The sequence below is a fragment of the Paraburkholderia gardini genome (genome assembly GCF_907164545.1).
Classification (GTDB): domain Bacteria; phylum Pseudomonadota; class Gammaproteobacteria; order Burkholderiales; family Burkholderiaceae; genus Paraburkholderia; species Paraburkholderia gardini.
In genome coordinates this window covers 32,355-49,619 of the sequence record NZ_CAJQZB010000019.1, presented here as the reverse complement: position 1 = coordinate 49,619, position 17,265 = coordinate 32,355, and the positions used below count along the sequence as shown (strand labels likewise).

Annotated in this window: 11 protein-coding genes; 2 read left to right on the top strand and 9 right to left on the bottom strand. The window is 62.2% G+C overall.

The window, feature by feature from the left end:
* Nucleotides 1-75: 75 nt before the first annotated feature.
* Entirely contained in the window at nucleotides 76-4,917 is a 4,842-nt protein-coding gene (locus tag LPA37_RS14810; RefSeq protein WP_228980922.1) for an NAD-glutamate dehydrogenase, read from the bottom strand.
* Between the two features lie 638 nt (nucleotides 4,918-5,555).
* Between LPA37_RS14810 and LPA37_RS14805 the strand changes: the two genes are divergently transcribed.
* Complete coding sequence (locus LPA37_RS14805) at nucleotides 5,556-6,962, top strand: acetate kinase (RefSeq protein WP_228980924.1); 1,407 nt, start codon at nucleotides 5,556-5,558, stop codon at nucleotides 6,960-6,962.
* Between the two features lie 69 nt (nucleotides 6,963-7,031).
* On the opposite strand, the gene LPA37_RS14800 is transcribed toward LPA37_RS14805, so the two are convergent.
* From LPA37_RS14800 to LPA37_RS14765, 8 genes are all read right to left on the bottom strand, one after another.
* A complete protein-coding gene (locus LPA37_RS14800; protein WP_228980926.1) occupies nucleotides 7,032-8,474 on the bottom strand; it encodes a hypothetical protein in 1,443 nt (480 codons plus the stop codon).
* Nucleotides 8,475-8,482: 8 nt separating this feature from the next.
* Nucleotides 8,483-9,169, bottom strand: a complete 687-nt coding sequence (locus LPA37_RS14795; RefSeq protein ID WP_228980930.1) for a C39 family peptidase — start codon at nucleotides 9,167-9,169, stop codon at nucleotides 8,483-8,485.
* Between the two features lie 3 nt (nucleotides 9,170-9,172).
* The gene (locus LPA37_RS14790) at nucleotides 9,173-9,631 is read right to left on the bottom strand and encodes a hypothetical protein (protein WP_228980931.1); all 459 of its coding nucleotides are present in this window, start codon (nucleotides 9,629-9,631) and stop codon (nucleotides 9,173-9,175) included.
* A 183-nt stretch (nucleotides 9,632-9,814) separates the two neighbouring features.
* Nucleotides 9,815-11,047, bottom strand: coding sequence for a hypothetical protein (locus tag LPA37_RS14785; RefSeq protein ID WP_228980932.1), 1,233 nt, complete (start codon nucleotides 11,045-11,047; stop codon nucleotides 9,815-9,817).
* 16 nt (nucleotides 11,048-11,063) lie between these two features.
* Entirely contained in the window at nucleotides 11,064-12,296 is a 1,233-nt protein-coding gene (locus LPA37_RS14780; protein ID WP_228980933.1) for a hypothetical protein, read from the bottom strand.
* A 612-nt stretch (nucleotides 12,297-12,908) separates the two neighbouring features.
* Complete coding sequence (locus LPA37_RS14775) at nucleotides 12,909-13,691, bottom strand: alpha/beta fold hydrolase (protein ID WP_228980935.1); 783 nt, start codon at nucleotides 13,689-13,691, stop codon at nucleotides 12,909-12,911.
* Complete coding sequence (locus LPA37_RS14770; RefSeq protein ID WP_228980937.1) at nucleotides 13,688-14,716, bottom strand: M14 family zinc carboxypeptidase; 1,029 nt, start codon at nucleotides 14,714-14,716, stop codon at nucleotides 13,688-13,690. The genes LPA37_RS14775 and LPA37_RS14770 overlap by 4 nt, the downstream gene beginning before the upstream one ends.
* A gap of 445 nt (nucleotides 14,717-15,161) precedes the next feature.
* On the bottom strand, nucleotides 15,162-15,611 hold the full coding sequence (locus LPA37_RS14765; protein ID WP_228980940.1) for an ester cyclase: 450 nt from the start codon (nucleotides 15,609-15,611) through the stop codon (nucleotides 15,162-15,164).
* A gap of 593 nt (nucleotides 15,612-16,204) precedes the next feature.
* On the opposite strand from LPA37_RS14765, the gene LPA37_RS14760 reads away from it, so the two are divergent.
* Nucleotides 16,205-17,185: a phosphotransferase family protein gene (locus LPA37_RS14760; RefSeq protein ID WP_228980942.1), complete on the top strand. Its 981-nt coding sequence runs from the start codon at nucleotides 16,205-16,207 to the stop codon at nucleotides 17,183-17,185.
* Nucleotides 17,186-17,265 lie beyond the last annotated feature (80 nt).

The following is a 17,265-nucleotide window of genomic DNA, read 5'->3' as shown; positions in this document are numbered from 1 at the left end:
TATCAGCCGACGATGACACGCCCTGAACACATCTGCTTGCCGGGGCAGCGCCGTGTGGCGCTACCCCGGCTTGCGTCACGCCCTTTCAAGCACCGCCATTTCACGCACGATCACCAGCAGCATGGAAAGGCTCGATCCACCCGTTGCACGCAGATCGGCAAGCAGCCGCGCGTAGCGTTCAAGCGCGGATTTGCGCTTTGCGTCCCACGTCTCGACCATCGACTCCGACGTATCGTGCTCTGAAGCAGAAGCAAGCGCACTGGTTGTCAATGCGCGTTTCAGGCGTGCCAGTTCGGCGAGCGCCGCCGCGCGCGCAAGCATATCCCAGTGTGTCGGCGTTGGTAGCGCCATCGCGCGTTCGGCAATCCAGCTATAGTTCAGCCGCGTGCCAAGTGCGAAGTACACACCTGCGACGAGTTCGAGATTGCGATTACACGTTGCCGCCACCTCGGCAATATCGAGCAGCTCGGCCGAAATTCCGCCGCTCGCCACACGCAATGCCAGTTCGCTATCGACGCCCGCGTCCACCAGTACGCGCTGACGCTCCGATAACCCTTCCATATCGGCCTGCGGCAACAGCGCCGGCAGTTGTGGCGCGAGTCTCTGCACCGCCTCGCGACACCGGCCAAGCAGATCCGCAACGCCGCCATCCTGCACGGCGCCAAGCTGAAGTTGCCGCATGAACCAGAGCGCGGCACGCTCGAGAAGGTGCGTGACCTCGACGAACATGCGTGCCTGGACATCGTCGGCGACGCGGTTATCCAGTGCATCGATCTGCTGCCACACCGCATTCAGGTCGAAGACGTCGCGCCCCATGATGCACGCACGCACGATATCACCAGGTTTCGCATCGGTCTCTTCCATCAGCCGATGCACGAATGCACAGCCAACCCGGTTCACGAGTGCGTTCGTCAGATGCGTCGCCAGAATTTCACGCTTTAGCGGATGTTGCGTCATCGGCGCGCTAAAGCGCTTTTGCAACGGCTGCGGGAAGTAGTCGACCAGCATGTCCGCCACCAGAGGATCTTCAGGCATGTCGGATTCAAGCAGCGCATCGTAGAGCCACATCTTGCTGTAGGCGAGCAGCACCGCGCGCTCGGGCGTGGTCAATCCCTGCTTGCCCGCCTGGCGCTCCGCGATTTCTTCGTCGGTCGGCAGGAATTCGATCACGCGGTTAAGGCGGCCAGCCCGCTCCAGCCAGCGCATCAGGCGCACCTCGGTGTCCAGCATCTCGACGCCATAGCGCCCTGCAATCGAGAGCGCCTGGGTTTGATAGTAGTTGTCGCGCAGCACCAACAGCCCGACCTCGTCGGTCATTTCGGCAAGCAGCGCATTGCGCTGCTTCTCCGTCATCTCGCCGTCGGCGACTACAAGACCTAGCAGGATCTTGATGTTGACCTCGTGATCCGAACAGTCGACGCCCGCCGAATTGTCGATCGCATCCGTATTGATGCGTCCGCCTCGCTGCGCGAACTCGATGCGGCCCAGTTGCGTCAGGCCAAGGTTGCCGCCTTCCGCGACGACCTTGCAGCGCAGATCCGCGCCGTTCACACGCAGCGCGTCGTTCGCGCGATCGCCAACCTGCAGATGCGTTTCGCCGCTCGCCTTCACATAGGTGCCAATGCCGCCGTTATAGAGCAGATCGACGGGCGCCATCAGGATCGCGCGCATCAATTCGTTTGGCGCCAGCGTGGGCGCCGTGATGCCAAGCGCCGCCTGCACCGCGGCAGACAATGGAATCGTTTTCGCGGTACGTGGGAATATGCCACCGCCCGGCGAGATCAGCGCGGTGTCGTAATCGGCCCAGCTCGAACGTTCCAGCGCGAAGAGACGGCCGCGCTCGGCCAGACTCGTCGCCGGGTCTGGCGTGGGATCGAGAAAAATATGTCGATGGTCGAACGCCGCGACGAGGCGGATATGCGGCGAAAGCAGCATGCCGTTGCCAAACACATCGCCCGACATATCGCCGACGCCGACGACCGTGAAATTCGTGGCCTGCGTATCGACGTCCATTTCGCGGAAATGCCGCTTCACCGATTCCCACGCGCCGCGCGCGGTGATGGCCATGCGCTTGTGATCGTAGCCAACCGAACCGCCGGAGGCAAACGCGTCGTCCAGCCAGAAACCGTATTCGTGTGAAATGGCGTTCGCGTAGTCGGAAAACGTGGCCGTTCCCTTGTCCGCGGCGACGACAAGATAAGGATCGTCCGGATCGTGACGCACCACGTCGGCGGGCGGCACGATCGCACCGCCCGCCAGGTTGTCGGTTACGTCAAGCAGCCCGCGCAGGAATGTCTGATAACACGCGATGCCTTCGCGCAGCCATGCTTCGCGATCGGAAGGTGGCGGTGGATTCTTTACGACAAAGCCGCCTTTCGAACCCACTGGCACGATCACCACGTTCTTCACCATCTGTGCTTTCATCAGGCCAAGCACTTCCGTGCGGAAATCCTCGCGACGGTCGGACCAGCGCAAGCCGCCGCGCGCCACGCGCCCACCGCGCAGATGAACGCCCTCGACACGCGGCGAATACACCCAGATTTCAAACATCGGTTTGGGCTCGGGCAAGCCCGGCACCTTTGACGGATCGAACTTGAACGAGAGATACGGCTTGGGCTCGCCGAGCTCGTCATGCCGGTAATAATTCGTGCGCCGTGTCGCGTCGATGACGCCAAGAAACTGCCTGAGAATGCGGTCTTCGTCGAGATTGGGCACCTGGTCGAGCGCGGTGCCGATCGCCTTGTTCAACTGATCGATTTTTGCATCGCGTGTCGCGGCCGCGGACGGATCGAAGCGCGCGATGAACAGGTCCACGAAGTGGCGAGCGATCTCCGGGTTGCCGGTCAGCGCGCGCTCGATATAGGCGTCGCTGAAGGTGGAACCCACCTGTCGCAGGTATTTTGCGTAGGCGCGCAGGATCGTCACTTCGCGCGCATTGAGTCGGGCGCGCAGCACCAGGCGGTTAAATCCGTCGTTTTCGATCGCGCCTGTCCAGACCTGTTCGAATGCGTGTTCGAACAGGTCCTTGACGTGCTCGATATCGAACTCGACGTCATCCGCGAGTTCCAGGCCGAAATCGTGAATCCAGGCGGGCGTCGCATCAGGTGCCTCGATCAGGTACGGACGCTCTTCATCCACGCGCACGCCGAGATTTTCGAGCATCGGCAGGCTGCGCGACAACGCAATCGGCTCGCCCGCCCGGTAGACCTTGAAGCGGAACGCGCGCGGCCCCGATTCGATCGGACGGTACAGGTTCATCGCAAGCCGGCCGGTGCCCTGGAGATGCTCGATCAGATCGATATCGCGCACGGCCGTTCGTGCCGGATAGTCGTCGCGATAGCCGGCGGGAAACGAATCCGTGTAGCGCTGCAGCAGCCGGTTGCCCTGCTCTTCGCCGAACACGTCGAGCAACGCATCGGCCAGATCGTCCTGCCAGCGCCGGGTCACCTGCACGAGGCGCGCCTCGAGTTCGCGCGTATCGACGTCGGACATCGCGCCCGGCTCGGCGTGCACAACGAAATGAATGCGCGCGAGCGTCGATTCCGACAGCAGCGGCGTGAACTCCACGCTCGCGCCGTTAAAGGCGCTTCGCAGCAGCCTCGCGATACGGTGGCGCAGATCGGTGTTGTACTTTTCGCGCGGCACGAAAACGAGGCAGGACACAAAACGGTCAAAACGGTCGCGCCGCACAAAAAGCCGTGTGCGCTGATGTTCCTGCAGACGCAGCACGCCTAGCGCGGCGTCATGGAGCGATTCTTCATCGGCCTGAAAAAGCTCGTCGCGTGGCCATGTTTCGAGCACGGTGACGAGCGACTTCGCGAGATGTCCCTTGGGCAAGAACCCCGCGCGCTTGACGATATTCGCGCACTTGCGGCGCACGATCGGAATCTCGGTGCTCGACACCATATACGCCGTCGACGTATACAGCCCGATAAAACGCCGCTCGCCGATCACCTTGCCGTCCGCACCGGCCAGCTTCACGCCGACATAGTCGAGATAGCCCGGCCGATGCACGGTGGCCCGCGAATTGGCCTTGGTCAAAAAGATCGGCACTGCACCTTCGATGATTTCGGCCGCTGCCGGAGGCAATGGCGTCACTTCGGCCGGACTCGCCGGCGGCTGCGTTTCGCGCAGGATGCCAAGCCCCGAACCCGGGACGCCGCGCAGTCCGAAACCGCCCTCATGCGATACCAGTTCGTAATCGCGCTGGCCGAGAAAGGTAAAGTGATCCGCTGTCATCCATTCGAGGAATGCCCGCGCCTCGACCGCTTCCGGGCCCTTCTCGTGCGCTTTCATCTCCTTGATCGTATTGCGCGCGATATCGACTATCTTCGGCCAGTCCTCGACTGCCGCGCGCACATCGCCGAGTACCTTCGCGATGTCGCCGCGCAGGGCTTCGAGTTTCGCTGCATCGCCGCATCGGTCGACTTCGAAGTGAATGAACGAGGCAAGTTGCGATTGAGGGTCCGCGGCGTCCGCCGAACCCTGATCTGCCCGCGTGATACTGCCGTCACTGCCCCGCCAGATGCGGAACACCGGATGCACGACCGAATGCAGCGCGAGACCCAGCCTGTTGACCGCCATCGACACCGAATCGACCAGGAACGGCATGTCGTCGTTCACGATTTCGATGACCGTGTGATCGGAGTGCCAGCCATGCTGTTCGAGTATCGGGTTATAGACCCGTAACCGTTCGCTGCCAGGCACGAATCGTTGCGCGGTCTGCCAGTGCGCCATCGCCGCGCCATACAGGTCGGCGATGCCGCGGCTTTGCAGATCGTCGGCATCGACGAAGTCGTAGTAGTGCAGCAGAAACGGCTCGACGATCGCGAATGCGGGTTCGGGCAATCGTCCACGCGCGAACTCGACAAGATCATTTAGCAGATGCCCAACGGCGTCTTCGTTCTTCGCTTGCATAACGTCCTCCACGGCGGGTGACCATCGATCGCACTGTCAAGGCGAAGTATGCGCCTGCCATGTGAAAGACGATGTGCGTCCGCACATCGGCAAGCACCATCCCGATGCCACGGACATCTCCCAGTGTCTTGCTCCGCGTCCCGGTTTTTTTCCGCTTCCCCAATACGCTTCCTTGCAGAGGCTTGTGTACGGATACGGTCGAATCGCCCGACGATCGCTTCCTCGTGACGCCAGCATGACATCCCTGGATATGTGGTCCAGCGCACAGATTTTTTTCGACCCCAGACTACATGGACTCCAAAGTATTTCATATAAAAGCCCTGAATTTTGTGCAAATAATGAATCTCAGGGGTTCAACTGATTAGCGCTCCGGCAATGCATGAACTAGTCTTCTAAGGTCTATGTCAGTGTCGATAAACGGACCTCGAAATCCAGATCGATATATGAAATATGGGCACGCATGACTGATACCGCCATATGCATTAACGGACAGTCACCGATGTCGTCTGATCAGGCGTTGATGCCGGATTCCCGCTCATGTCCAGCGCCGAAATCGGACCGTTCATGTCTTTAGCTCTGGCCTGTTGCCCGGTCAAAACCGGAATCGATCAGCAGGCAGGATCATGGGAGATTGAACCATGAAGTGCGTGCCCTATCGACGCATCGGCGCCATCAGCTACGCAGCGTTGCTGATGTTCAGTGCCGAAAGCCACGCGCAGTCACTCGATACGCAAGCCGAGCAGGCTAACCAGGCCGGCGTCGGCGCATTGCGCGACGAACTCAATCAACGTATCAAGGAAATCGATGCGCTCAAGCGCAAGCTCGCTGAGCAGGAGGCGGGTCTGGAGCGGCTTAGCCGCGCGCTGGATGCCGGCGCACTCGATACCCAGCGCGGCACAGGTGGAACCGATGCCAACGGGTTGCCCGTCGGCACCGCCGCACCGGACGCAGCGGCGGCAGCGGCCGGTGCTGCCGCTGCGCAGGCGGATACCGCAGGCCAGGCAGCCGCGCCCGGTCAGGCGGCACAGCCTGCTGCCAGCCAGACCGCACAACAGCAGAATCAACCGGTGGGCCAGGCCCCCGTGGTCGACTCACGTCCGCCTGCCGTCGCGCCGATCTTCGATCAGCCAGGCGTGCTGACACCGCGCCATACGCTGGTGGTCGAGCCGTACTTCAATTTTGCGTATTCGTCGGAAAACCAGCTTTCGCTCGTGGGGTACACGGTCATCCCGGCGTTGCTGATCGGGCTCATCAACGTGAGCGAGGTAAAGACGACGACGCTGACGGGCGGTCTTGCCTTTCGCTACGGTTTGACGAACCGGCTCGAATTCGAGCTCCGTGTGCCGTACGTGTATCAGACCAACGATGCCGTGGCGCGTCAGGTATTCACGGGTGCTGCATCGAACAGCGTGATCAGCAGCAACGGTAACGGAATCGGCGACGTCGAGATGACGTTGCGTTATCAGTTAAACGAAGGCGGCCCGGACAAGTTCTACTACGTCGGCTGGCTGCGCTTCAAGACGGCAACCGGCAAGAGCCCGTTCAATGTCCTGACCGACTGCGTGACGACCTGTATCGCCAATACGACAGGAACCGGTTTGCCGCTGCAGCAACCAACCGGCTCCGGGTTCCTCGCGATCCAGCCAGGTCTCACCTGGCTCTTTCCGACCGACCCGGTCGTGTTTTTCGGCAACTTCAGCTATCTGCACAGCTTCGGGAAAAACGAGAGCCTCATGCTCATCAACGGCGAAGAGCCGCTCGGCAAGATCCAGCCGGGCGACATCTGGGGATTCAACATCGGCATGGGCCTCGCGCTGAACGAAAAGGCGTCGGTCAGTATCGGCTACGACATGAGCATTGTTCAACCGACGAGCCAGAACGGCCAGACGGTGGTCGGTTCAGTGCGCACCATTCTCGGCACGCTGCTGATCGGTTATTCGTACCGGGTAACGCCGAAGACCACGCTCAACTTTTCGATCGGCGCAGGGCTCACGCGCGACACGCCGGACCTCTCGCTCACCATGCGTGTGCCAATCTCCTTCTGAACGACGTGCCGGCGCGCGACATGCATTGCCGCCCCGCCCGCCGCATCTGCTAACTAGCCACCGCCTTTGCTAACGTGGACGCACAGCACTCGTGAGCGCTGCATTCAGCGTCGATCCGATGTTGAATGCCTTGAATGCGGCAAGCGAGTTGACGCTCGTATTGATCGTCGTCAGCGCCTGAACCTGCTGGTTATTCAGCGAGTTCTGGATGACCGATCCGGTCAGCGCAGGCAACCCGCCTGGCTGCACCGTGTTGTTCAATCCGTTCTGAACCAGCGCGCCGGTGTTGGCGTTCGCCAGCATCTGCGCCTGCTGTGGCGTCATCTGCGCGATGTTCGGAATGTTGAAGCTCGTCGATGCAACGAGATTGCCGTTCACGAATGCCGCCCGCGAAATACCGAACGACACCACGAGACCCGACGGCAGGTCAAACCCGCCGCGCATGCTGTCGAGACGGTCGCTGTCGACCGCGACAACGTCCGCGGACGCCCAGGCGGGATCCTCATCATCGTGTTTCGTTACATGAGGACTCGCCGGCTGGGCCGCCGGATTCACAGTCGATTTCAGCGACACGGCCGCGCGTTCGAGCAGACCTTCTCCCGATGATGCGGTCACAGGCGCTGCTTCGTTCGAATGCGGGACGTTCGGGGAAACAGCATCGGGTACTGCGCGCGTCGTGCCCTGGGCAAGCACAATCGCTGCATCTGCGTTGCTCGCGATGTTAGAGGATGCGTCAGAAGTGGAAACAATGCGTCTGGCCGAATCATCCCGCGCGTCGGGTACAGGCGCGGAACCGGGCACTGCGCTCATCACTGGAACAGTAACGCTCACCGACGTGCGCGGAGCTTTCGCAACGCGCGCGGGCTTCGGCACAACATGCTTCACCGGTACGGCATCGTCTGCCAAAGCAACCGGACCGTCCTGTGCACGCACGACATCCGGCACGACGCCCGACACCGGCTCGACATGATCTGCCGGCACAACATTCAACACCGGCGCGACATCATCGGTCGACGCAACCGGCATCGGCCGCGAATCCGGCGAATCCAGTGAATCGGAGACCGCGCTCGCCACTGGAGCACGCTCGTCTGCCGACGCGTCGGGCACAGAGAACACAGTGGGCACGTATGGTAAATGCGCGGATTCAGGTACAGCGATCGACGCCTCGCCGGAATCCTGTGACTGTGACTGCCTGACCGCCATGCGCGCTGTGTACACCACATCGGACACTGCATCCGTTTGCGAAGGCGTGACGACATCCGCTGCTGGCGCAACACCCGTATCAGCCTCAGGCGCGACGTCGGGCACATCGCCCTGCGTCACGGGCTCCGTATCCTGCACGGTGTCATCCGTCATGCCCGGAGTCGGGTCCGTCAACGTATTGCGCAATGAAAGGATTCTTCCGGTAGCAAGCGCCGAAGGGTCGCCGGTCGCGGCCTCGGCGCCAAACGACGACATCGCCCCGCACATCAGGGTGGCAATGCCAGCGAGCTTCAGATGTTCAGGTTTCATCGTCGCTCTCAGAATTCGCCGGGGCCAAGCTTCGGCACCACCACACTGAACAGACCTTCGCGCGGAATGCCGGTATAAAGCGGCGCATCCGGCGCGACGTGCCAGTCTCCGGCATCGTTGAATCTCGCCATCTCGTGCCGGTTGTGAATCACGAACAGCACGCGGTCCTGCCACTTCTCCTCGAAACTCGCCTTCGACATCGCCCGTGTGCCAGTGGCCGGATCGCCAATCAGAATGCGCCCGTTGCGCACGCCCTTGACCACCACGAAGTGGTGATAGCCGTGTTCGACAATCAGCACGATCGCAGGCGTATTTGTCTGTTCGAGCTTTTCGAGCGGCGCTTCATAACCGTCTGCCTCGAAACCCCGTGAGACCAGAAAACGCCGGATATCGAGCAGGGAAAATCCTTCCCTGCGGATCTTTGCCTGATCGCCGTGCTGGAACATTTCAGCGAAGACCTGCTGTTCGCTGACCGGATAACCGTACTGATAGGTCAGCAGTGTCGCCAGTGCCGCCGAGCCGCAGCTGAAGTCATACTGCTGCCGGATGGTCCGCTTGAAGCGGGCTTCCTTCAGGCTCGTTACGTGCATCGAGTAATAGCCGCCGGAGGGATCCGCGATGTCGATCGGATCCGCGAGGGCGGCCGACATCCCGACCCCGCATGACAACGCGATGCAGACGGCGAAGGATTTCATCACTCAGTTCCCGAAGCGAACGTTGAGCACCGTCGCGTTCTGGATCAGCACGTTGGCGCCGGTGTTCTGAATGACCGTCGGCAGTCCGCTTGAACTGGCGAACGAGCCTTCGCTGATCGAATTCGAGCCAGTTTCGACCTTGTATGCCGAAGTGTTGGTGAGCGATCCAGTCAGATAGTTCTGGCCAATCAGTGCATCGCCGCCCCGATGTTCGTCGAGTTGTCCCGCAGTCATCGCCACACCGAAGCTGTCGGACAACACGCTTGCCGAAGCGGGCGCGGCGGAGACGGTTGCGGGTGTGACGGTGCCGGACACCGCGGCTGATCCGGGCGGTCCTTCACCTGTCGCAGCGGCTTGCGCCGCCGGCGGTGGCAATGGCGTTTCGTCCGCCTGGGCAGCGAACGCCGTCGTCGCCATCACGACCGGTAACACGAGCAGCGAAATGCTCTTTCGCGCTTGCATGAGTGTCTCCTTGGTCCTGCATGCGGCCAGCGGCGGCTGCATGAAAAGACCGGATAGTGGTGCGCTGCCGTTCAGGGGCTGGCCTCACTGCCTGCCTGACATCGGGCCTGTGTTGCTGCCGTGAGGCGCTTCGGTGTGCGCCCCACGGCACCCCCCCCAACATTCAGGAGAACCTGCTATGGCTCAATGACCCACAGTAAGATTCGCCTGCACGGTGACAGCCTGTTGCACGAACGAAGCAGCGCCGGAGTTCTGGCTCATGACCGAGATACCCGCTGCCGACTGTGCCGCCGCCGTCATCGTGTTGCTCATGTCGAACGTACCAGCATCGACCGCGTTTGCACCGCCCGCACCGCCTGCGCCACCGACCCCACCGGTACCCACTCCACCCGTACCCGTGGCACCCGCCGCGCCTGCTGTACCTGCTGCGCCTGCTGCACCTGTTCCGCCAGTTGCGCTGCCATTGCTGGCTGTCGACATCGAGCTGCCGTTGGTACCCGAACCGCCAGTACCCGTGCCGCCCGCGCCGCCATTGCCTGCGGTCGAAGAAGCCGCGCCGCCTGCACCGCCGGTACCCGCACCCGCACCGCCCGTCGCCGTGACCGCGCCTGCCGATCCAGCTCCGCCCGTGCCTGTGCCGGCTCCGCCCGTACCGCTGCCCGTACCACCGGCTCCACCGGCGCCGCCTGCGCCACCAGCCGAGGTGGCGCTAACGGCCCCGTTATTGTGACCACGGGCACCGCCGCCGTCGCCGCCACTGCCACCGCTTCGGCCATTGCCGCCGTTTCCACCGCCGTAGCCGCCAACGCCGATGGCGCCGCCTCCACCAGCCGCACCGAGCGCGACCGAGGCTCCGCCACTGCCACGACCGTTGCCACCCTGTGTGCCGCCAGCACTTGCGGTGCCACCGTTGCCGCCATCGCCGCCATAGCCCGTGCCGGCAGTCGCGCTGCCGTTCCGGCTGTTACCAGCGTTTGCGCTGCCGTTATCGGCACTCCCGCCATCGCCGCCATTGCCGCTGCGGCCGGCATTGCCACCGTTGCCACCGTAGCCGTCGCCGCCATAGCCCGCACCCGCGCTGCCACCGCGAGCGCCCGCGGCGCTGCCGAAGTTCACGGCCTGATTGCCGATGCCTGAAACGCCCACATAGCTGACTGAGCCATTCAGCCTCGTCAGCGCGACAGCCTTGGAGCTGTTAAAGGAGTCCTGATTTACCGACGCATATGACGCGACTTCGTTGGCATTGCTGCCGGTCGTCGTGGTCTGGGTGCCGGTTGCGGTAGAAGTCAGACTGTTCGCACCCGACGTGGAACTCTGATCGCAGGACTTCGAGCTGTCACTACAAGGGTTGGCCATTGCGTATCCGCTGCAGCCCAGGGCCAGGGCTGCAGCAGAGGCCATTAAGGTTCTTTTCATCACACGCTCCTGTGTCCTAATGGCCGACGGTCAGATTCGCCTGAACAGTGACGGCTTGCTGTACGAGCGATGCCATCCCGCTGTTCTGGTTCATCACCACAATGCCTGCTGCCGACTGGGCTGCGCCCGTCATGGTGTTGGCCATGTCGAACGTGCCTGCGGTTACAGCATTGGCTCCACCAGCGCCACCTGCGCCACCCACAGCGCCGTTGCCCGCGCCGCCAGTGCCCGTTGCACCTGCGCCGCCCGCACCGCCAGCCGCACCGGCTGCACCGACACCTGCAGTCGCGCTGCCATTCGATGCCGTGGTGGTTGCGCCGCCGTTGGTCGCCGCGCCGCCAGTACCTGTACCGCCGGCACCGCCTGCACCCGCCGTCGACGTTGCTGCACCGCCTGCCCCGCCCTGACCTGCGCCTGAGCCACCGGTACCCGAGGTCGCGGCGGTCGTGCCCGCTCCACCTGTACCAGAACCTGCGCCGCCCGTGCCGCCGCCTGCACCGCCTGCTGCACCAGCGCCGCCCAGGCCGCCTGCAGACGTGGCTGTCGCGGCCGCGTTATGGGCGCGGGCACCGCCGCCATCGCCACCGTTTCCGCCGCCACCGCCACTGCCACCGTTGCCGCCTACCGAGCCGCCACCAGCTGCACCGAGGCCGCCCACTGCGATGCTGCCTGCCGCACCGAGTGCGCCCCTGCCGGAGCCGTTGCCGCCCTGCGTGCCGCCGGCATGTGCGGAGCCGCCTCTGCCGCCATCTCCCGCATTGCCATCACCGGCCGTTGCGCTGCCATTCCGGGCGTTGCCGGCTGTTGCGCTGCCGTTATCCGCACTGCCACCGCTGCCGCCGCTGCCGCCAGCACCACCGTTGCCACCGTTGCCGCCCGTGCCATTGCCACCGTAGCCGGCACCGCCCTTGCCGCCGGAGCCGCCTGCCGCGCTGCCCCAGTTGCCGGCCTGATTGCCGATTCCGGAGACACCGACGTTGCTGACGGTACCGTCCAGTTTGCTCAGTGCAACGACCTTGGTGCTGTTAAAGGAGTCCTGCCAGACACTTGCACCGGACGCGATTTCGTTGGCGTTGCTGCCAGTGCCCGTTGTTTGAGTTGAAGTTGCGGCGGCGCTCAGCGTATTGGCGCCGGAGGTGGATGACTGATCGCAACCTCCTTTTGCATTGTCACTACATGGATTTGCCATCGCGTAGCCGCTGAAGCCTAAAGCCAAGGCCGCAGCGGACGCCAGTAGAGTCTTTCGCATGGAATCCTCCTGATCTTCATTCGGGGTGGGCGGCTTGGCAGACTTCACCAATCCGCCGCACCTAAATGCATAGGCGATGCCATCCGCGTAAGTGCTTGAAACTAAAGAGGAAGATATATTTACCGCAATGCGGGATAATTTTCCGAGGGTTTTCCCTGTTGTTTTTTGTTTCGGGATTGAAACGCGTCGTCATATGAAACAATCGTTCCGGTTTTTTGTGCAGTCGCACATTTCTTTTTAATTCAAGCGGTTAGCGGTTGATCGTGAGGCAGAGGGTGCGCTCCGAAAAACGTTTCGCTTTTGTCGGAGCCAATTGATGCATGCGGGCGAATGCGGACTCACGGCGCCCCACCATTTGGGAGCTCAGCCTTGTCTGGCATGGCTTCTGTGCGATAGACCACATTAGTCAGGGGTCGAAAGAGAGAATCGCGACTCCCTCAAAAACGTATCTTTTGCAGTCAGAACGAACTTGAACGGATGCTTTCAGCCATCCTCATCACTCATTTGCGGGACGGGTAAACCCGTTCAGACCATGTTGTACTTTTTTGCTTAGTTCGCACTGCAACAGAAATCGTTATCAGCGTTGCTTAACGACCTGGCGTCATCATCCGGTCATTGCGACATCGTGAATGAAGACAGATTGTTTGACTGGATCATCCACCTGGAAACGGTTTCACATACCCAGGCAGGATCGTCGTGCGGCAGGTCGTGACCTGCCCACGGATGCCGACGATGCGGCGCACGCCAGGCAGCGGCAAGCTGCGCGGAACACGCCGGATTCACGAGGCGGTCATCTTCAGAGGAGAGAATCAGCGTCGGACATGATGGCGGTGTTTTTCCGGCGTTGAACTGCGCTGCAGCAAACAGCTGACGCAGTGCATTTGCGCGGCTGACGGGCGAACTCATGCGAATGGTGCGCCACGTCGCAAGATCGTCGACGATGTTCTGACGATTGCTGCACGTCAGCCGATGAACGACCGCCTCCACCTGCTGCGGATCGCTCCACTTCGCTGCAATGCGCAACAGGTCCGGCCAGGCCTGCGGACGTAGCCGTTCCCGCGCACGGCTGAACGGACGCATGCTTGTGTTGATCAGCACAATTCGTTCGATATCCTGCGGATGTCGCTGCGCCCATGCCATCGCGACCATCCCGCCGAGCGACATCGCGAGCAGCCGGTAAGGCTTTGGCAGACCGCTTTGCAATGCCACGAGCCGCACGAATCCAACCATATCCGCGACGTCCAGCGGCGCCCGCAAACGGGTATGGACGCCATTGCCGGGCAGGTCGGGGAGCAGTACATGGTCCGCATCCGTCGCGGCGCCCAGCAGCGCTGGAAGTACGCCCCAGTGCCTCGCTTCGCGCGTGAGTCCGCGCAGCAAAATCCATGTGCTCATATATCCGCATCCCGGTACCAGTGATCGATCGCGCTTTGCTGTAACTGTTGCCTTCGTTTGCCCTCGGGCAGCCAGCGTTGCGCGGAGAACGCCGCACGCGTGAGGAACTCAAGCAGGTTCGCATGCCGCCTTAGCACGCGTGCCGTACGGTGCGCCTTCACCGGATTGAACATGCCCTGCCGCGAAAACAGCTGCAACGGATTTTTCCTGATCCACAACCATGAGCCGAGCTCGAGCGTCATTGGCAACAGGATGTTCTGCGCAGGTGTGCGATCGTAAGCGCAATCCCACAGATCGCCGTGCAACAGATACTGATGGCTTTGCGGCTCGAACGTGTAGCCGTGATGCGGATGCGCGCGCTCGAACATCGTCTTGAGCGCGAACATCTCCGGCAGATGACGCATCAGCTGACGCGTGCGTGCATACGGAAACCAGATGCTGTCGCCCCAGCCGTATCCTGAATGGCAGTCGAGCGCGAAGCTAAGGGGCCGCGCCGCGAGCTGGCTTTCGACGACGTGCAGCAGCGCCATCGCTTCCGGTTCCATCGGCGCGTTGCGACTGCCGCGATACCACGGCAGCCACGCACCCACGCGCTGCCCGCCCGCGAGAAACGGAACCCGTTCATCGGCGTCCTGCGGCGCGTTGCGCATCAGGTCGACGCCGTTCGGATTCGCGCGCGTCGCGGCCCACATGCCGCCGGGATTGATGATGGGCATGAAGATCAGGCGAATGGACTGCAGTTGCCGCACGAGCAGCTCGTCCCATTCCAGCCGGCCCAGCAGCGCGCGCATGTAGTCGAGCACGAGTTGCGTGCCGATGCGCTCAAGCCCGTGAATGCCGCCGAAGAAACCGATGGCCGGCGCCTGCGGATCGGTCGAGCCGATGCTGGCCGTGTGGACCGCGAACACGCGTCCATGCACGCGCGTTTCGCAGACGGTGGTGATTTCGAAGCTGGCGCTGCCTTCATCGAGGATCGACTTGAGATCCTCGTATTCCGCAAAGCTGTCGGCGAGGAAGCTATGCATGATGGAACACATATTTCATGCATCGATCGGAGATACCTTGTCTGGCAAGGCTTCCAGGCCGATTTTTCATGTTCAGCGTAGCTCTTCGCATTGCGATCCCCGTCCGCTCGATTGGCGTGCCCGACGCGAAAGGCATCGTATCAAATCCGTAGCCGTTTTATGGATGTGAATCACATTGCGGGCGCAATCCGGGGCGGATTGCCGACAAACTACGCGGATTCGTTGAGCGCAGGGATTTTCGCTGATGGGGCTGGGGATCCGTGAGCTTCTGGAGTCGGGCAGGAAGCGACAGCAGACGTTGTCGCTTCGAACAACCGCTCTTCGCTCCAGGGTCGACCTTCACGGTTGGCGCGATGCCCATGGAACAGGCCGGATGCACCCAGCCCGTTGCAGCGTTAGATCCGCACAACGTTGCGTGAAGACTGCGCAAGCGCTGCGCCTTCGATCACGCTACCTTGATAAGTTCAAGTTGTTGTAGCGCGGTCACACCGTCGTCCAGCCCGATTTCTTCAACAATCTTGCCATCTTTGAGCCGTAGCACGGTCGTGCCGGTGAAGCGCATTTTCCGGCCGGTCGCAGCAGGCAACGATCCAATGAGGAAATCGCCGAACGCCGGACCGGTATGTGTGCCGCCGCCCTCCCAACGGCCCACTACATAGTCTCCTTCGGCGATGAGATCAGCGGCGCCCCAGAAATTGAGGTCCGGGAACGCTTCGCGGAAACTGGCCATGAATGCCTTGATGTCCTCGCGGCCACGGCGTGGCTCGTGTAGCGAGTATTGAAGGATCATGTCAGGAGCAGCAAGTTCATCGACGATGGAGAGGTTGCAGGTCTTGCCCCAGAAATCGGTGAACCAGCGACCCACGACAGCTTTGTTGTCATCTTCCCTGGACATGGTGAATTCCTCATTGACTGTGGTTGAGCGAGGGAAACGCAATCGCTTCCCTCTGCCTGAACAATATTGGCGCAAGCAGTCAGCCGCCCCCCGTTTCTTGCTGCATTACTCGACAAGCCGACTCGCGGCCTGTGGTGACGATGGTCGCTACGCGTGTTGTTCGCAAGTGACGGCGCCAGCGGTCCTGTGAAGGAGTGCGAGGTCGACGGGGCGTCAGCGAACGTCTCATGCTTCAGCGGGAGCGGACAGTAAGACACGAGCTTTTGCGCGGCTCAAACGGATCGGCTACAGCCCGCGGCGTCCAGCGGAGGCCGGCCAGCAAGAGATGTTGCCTCGGGATTTCATACGGACATTCGAAGTAGCCTGCACCCTGACAATGAGCATTCGCTCGCCGTCGAATCCGGCGCAGCGAAGATGGAGAATCTGCTTCCGGAATATTTCCGGGCGTTACGTTCCATGACAGCGGTGACGGTGCAAGGCTGTCCATGCTGCATTTCCGGTTACGCCGGAAACATTACCCAATAATCGTTCAGTTGCCGCACGTAGGCCCGGGTGCTGTAATCCGCCGTTGACGACGCATAGCGGGTGGAACGATGGACGCGCAGGACGGCAACGACGATGCGGCGATCGCTCAATGCATGGCGGACGTCCTGGGCGAGCGGCCGCTGCGGCTCGAACGTCAGGTGTTCACCCATAGCGGCAACGCCGTGTACCGCGCGCGCATGGCCGGCGATCGTTCGCTGACGGTGCGCGTCAGCCCGGAAGCGCAGACGTTTTTGCATACCCGTTCGAATCTCGCCATGCTGCGCGGCCTCGGCCTGCCAGTTCAGACGGTGCTCGCGCACGACGCCATGCCCTCGGGCGGTGATTTCGTTGTGCTCGACTGGCTTCCCGGCCGCGATCTCTTCTATGTTTTCGGCTCGCTCGATGTGAGACAAACCGAACGGATTGCCGAAACCGTGGTGGCGTTCCAGTGCAAGGTGGCGCAACGGCTGCCCGTCGCCGCGGATGGCGGTTTCGGCTGGGCCGCGATCGGCGCTCGCGCGCCCCATGCGCGCTGGACTGAAATCTTCGGCGAACCCGCGCCGGTCGCGTTGCACGCCGCGACGCTGGCGCGCACGGATGCCACTGCGCTCGACTGCTTTCGCGCGCGCCTCGGCCTTGTTCGTGCATCGCTCGAGGACTATTTCGACACGCTGCGCCCAGTCTGCTTTCTCGACGACCTGACCATCAAGAACGTGCTGGTGGACGACGGCGAACTGAGCGGTCTGATCGATTTCGATACGGTGTGCTATGGCGATCCGCTGCTCGTGCTGGGCGCGACGCTCGCGCATATCGGCACCGAGGTGGGCGAGCGCGGCGGCTCCTATGCCGAGGCGTTGCTGCGCTGCTGGGCGCCGCAGCGCGAGCGCATGCGCGCGACGGGCTTCTATGCGTCCCTGTGGGTCATCGGCTTGCTGTCGCTTGCCATCGAGCAGGACAACGCCGCGCGCACGCGCCTGCTCACGTCGGTTCTCGAGCACCTGCTGAGCGTGGCGGAGTCGCCCACCGCCATGTTGCGCTTCTCTCGGTGACCGACGGTCGACATTGCCGCACCGATCGTTGACAGTAGCCATCGCCTGACATGTTTGTCCGTGAAATAGCTGACATCGGC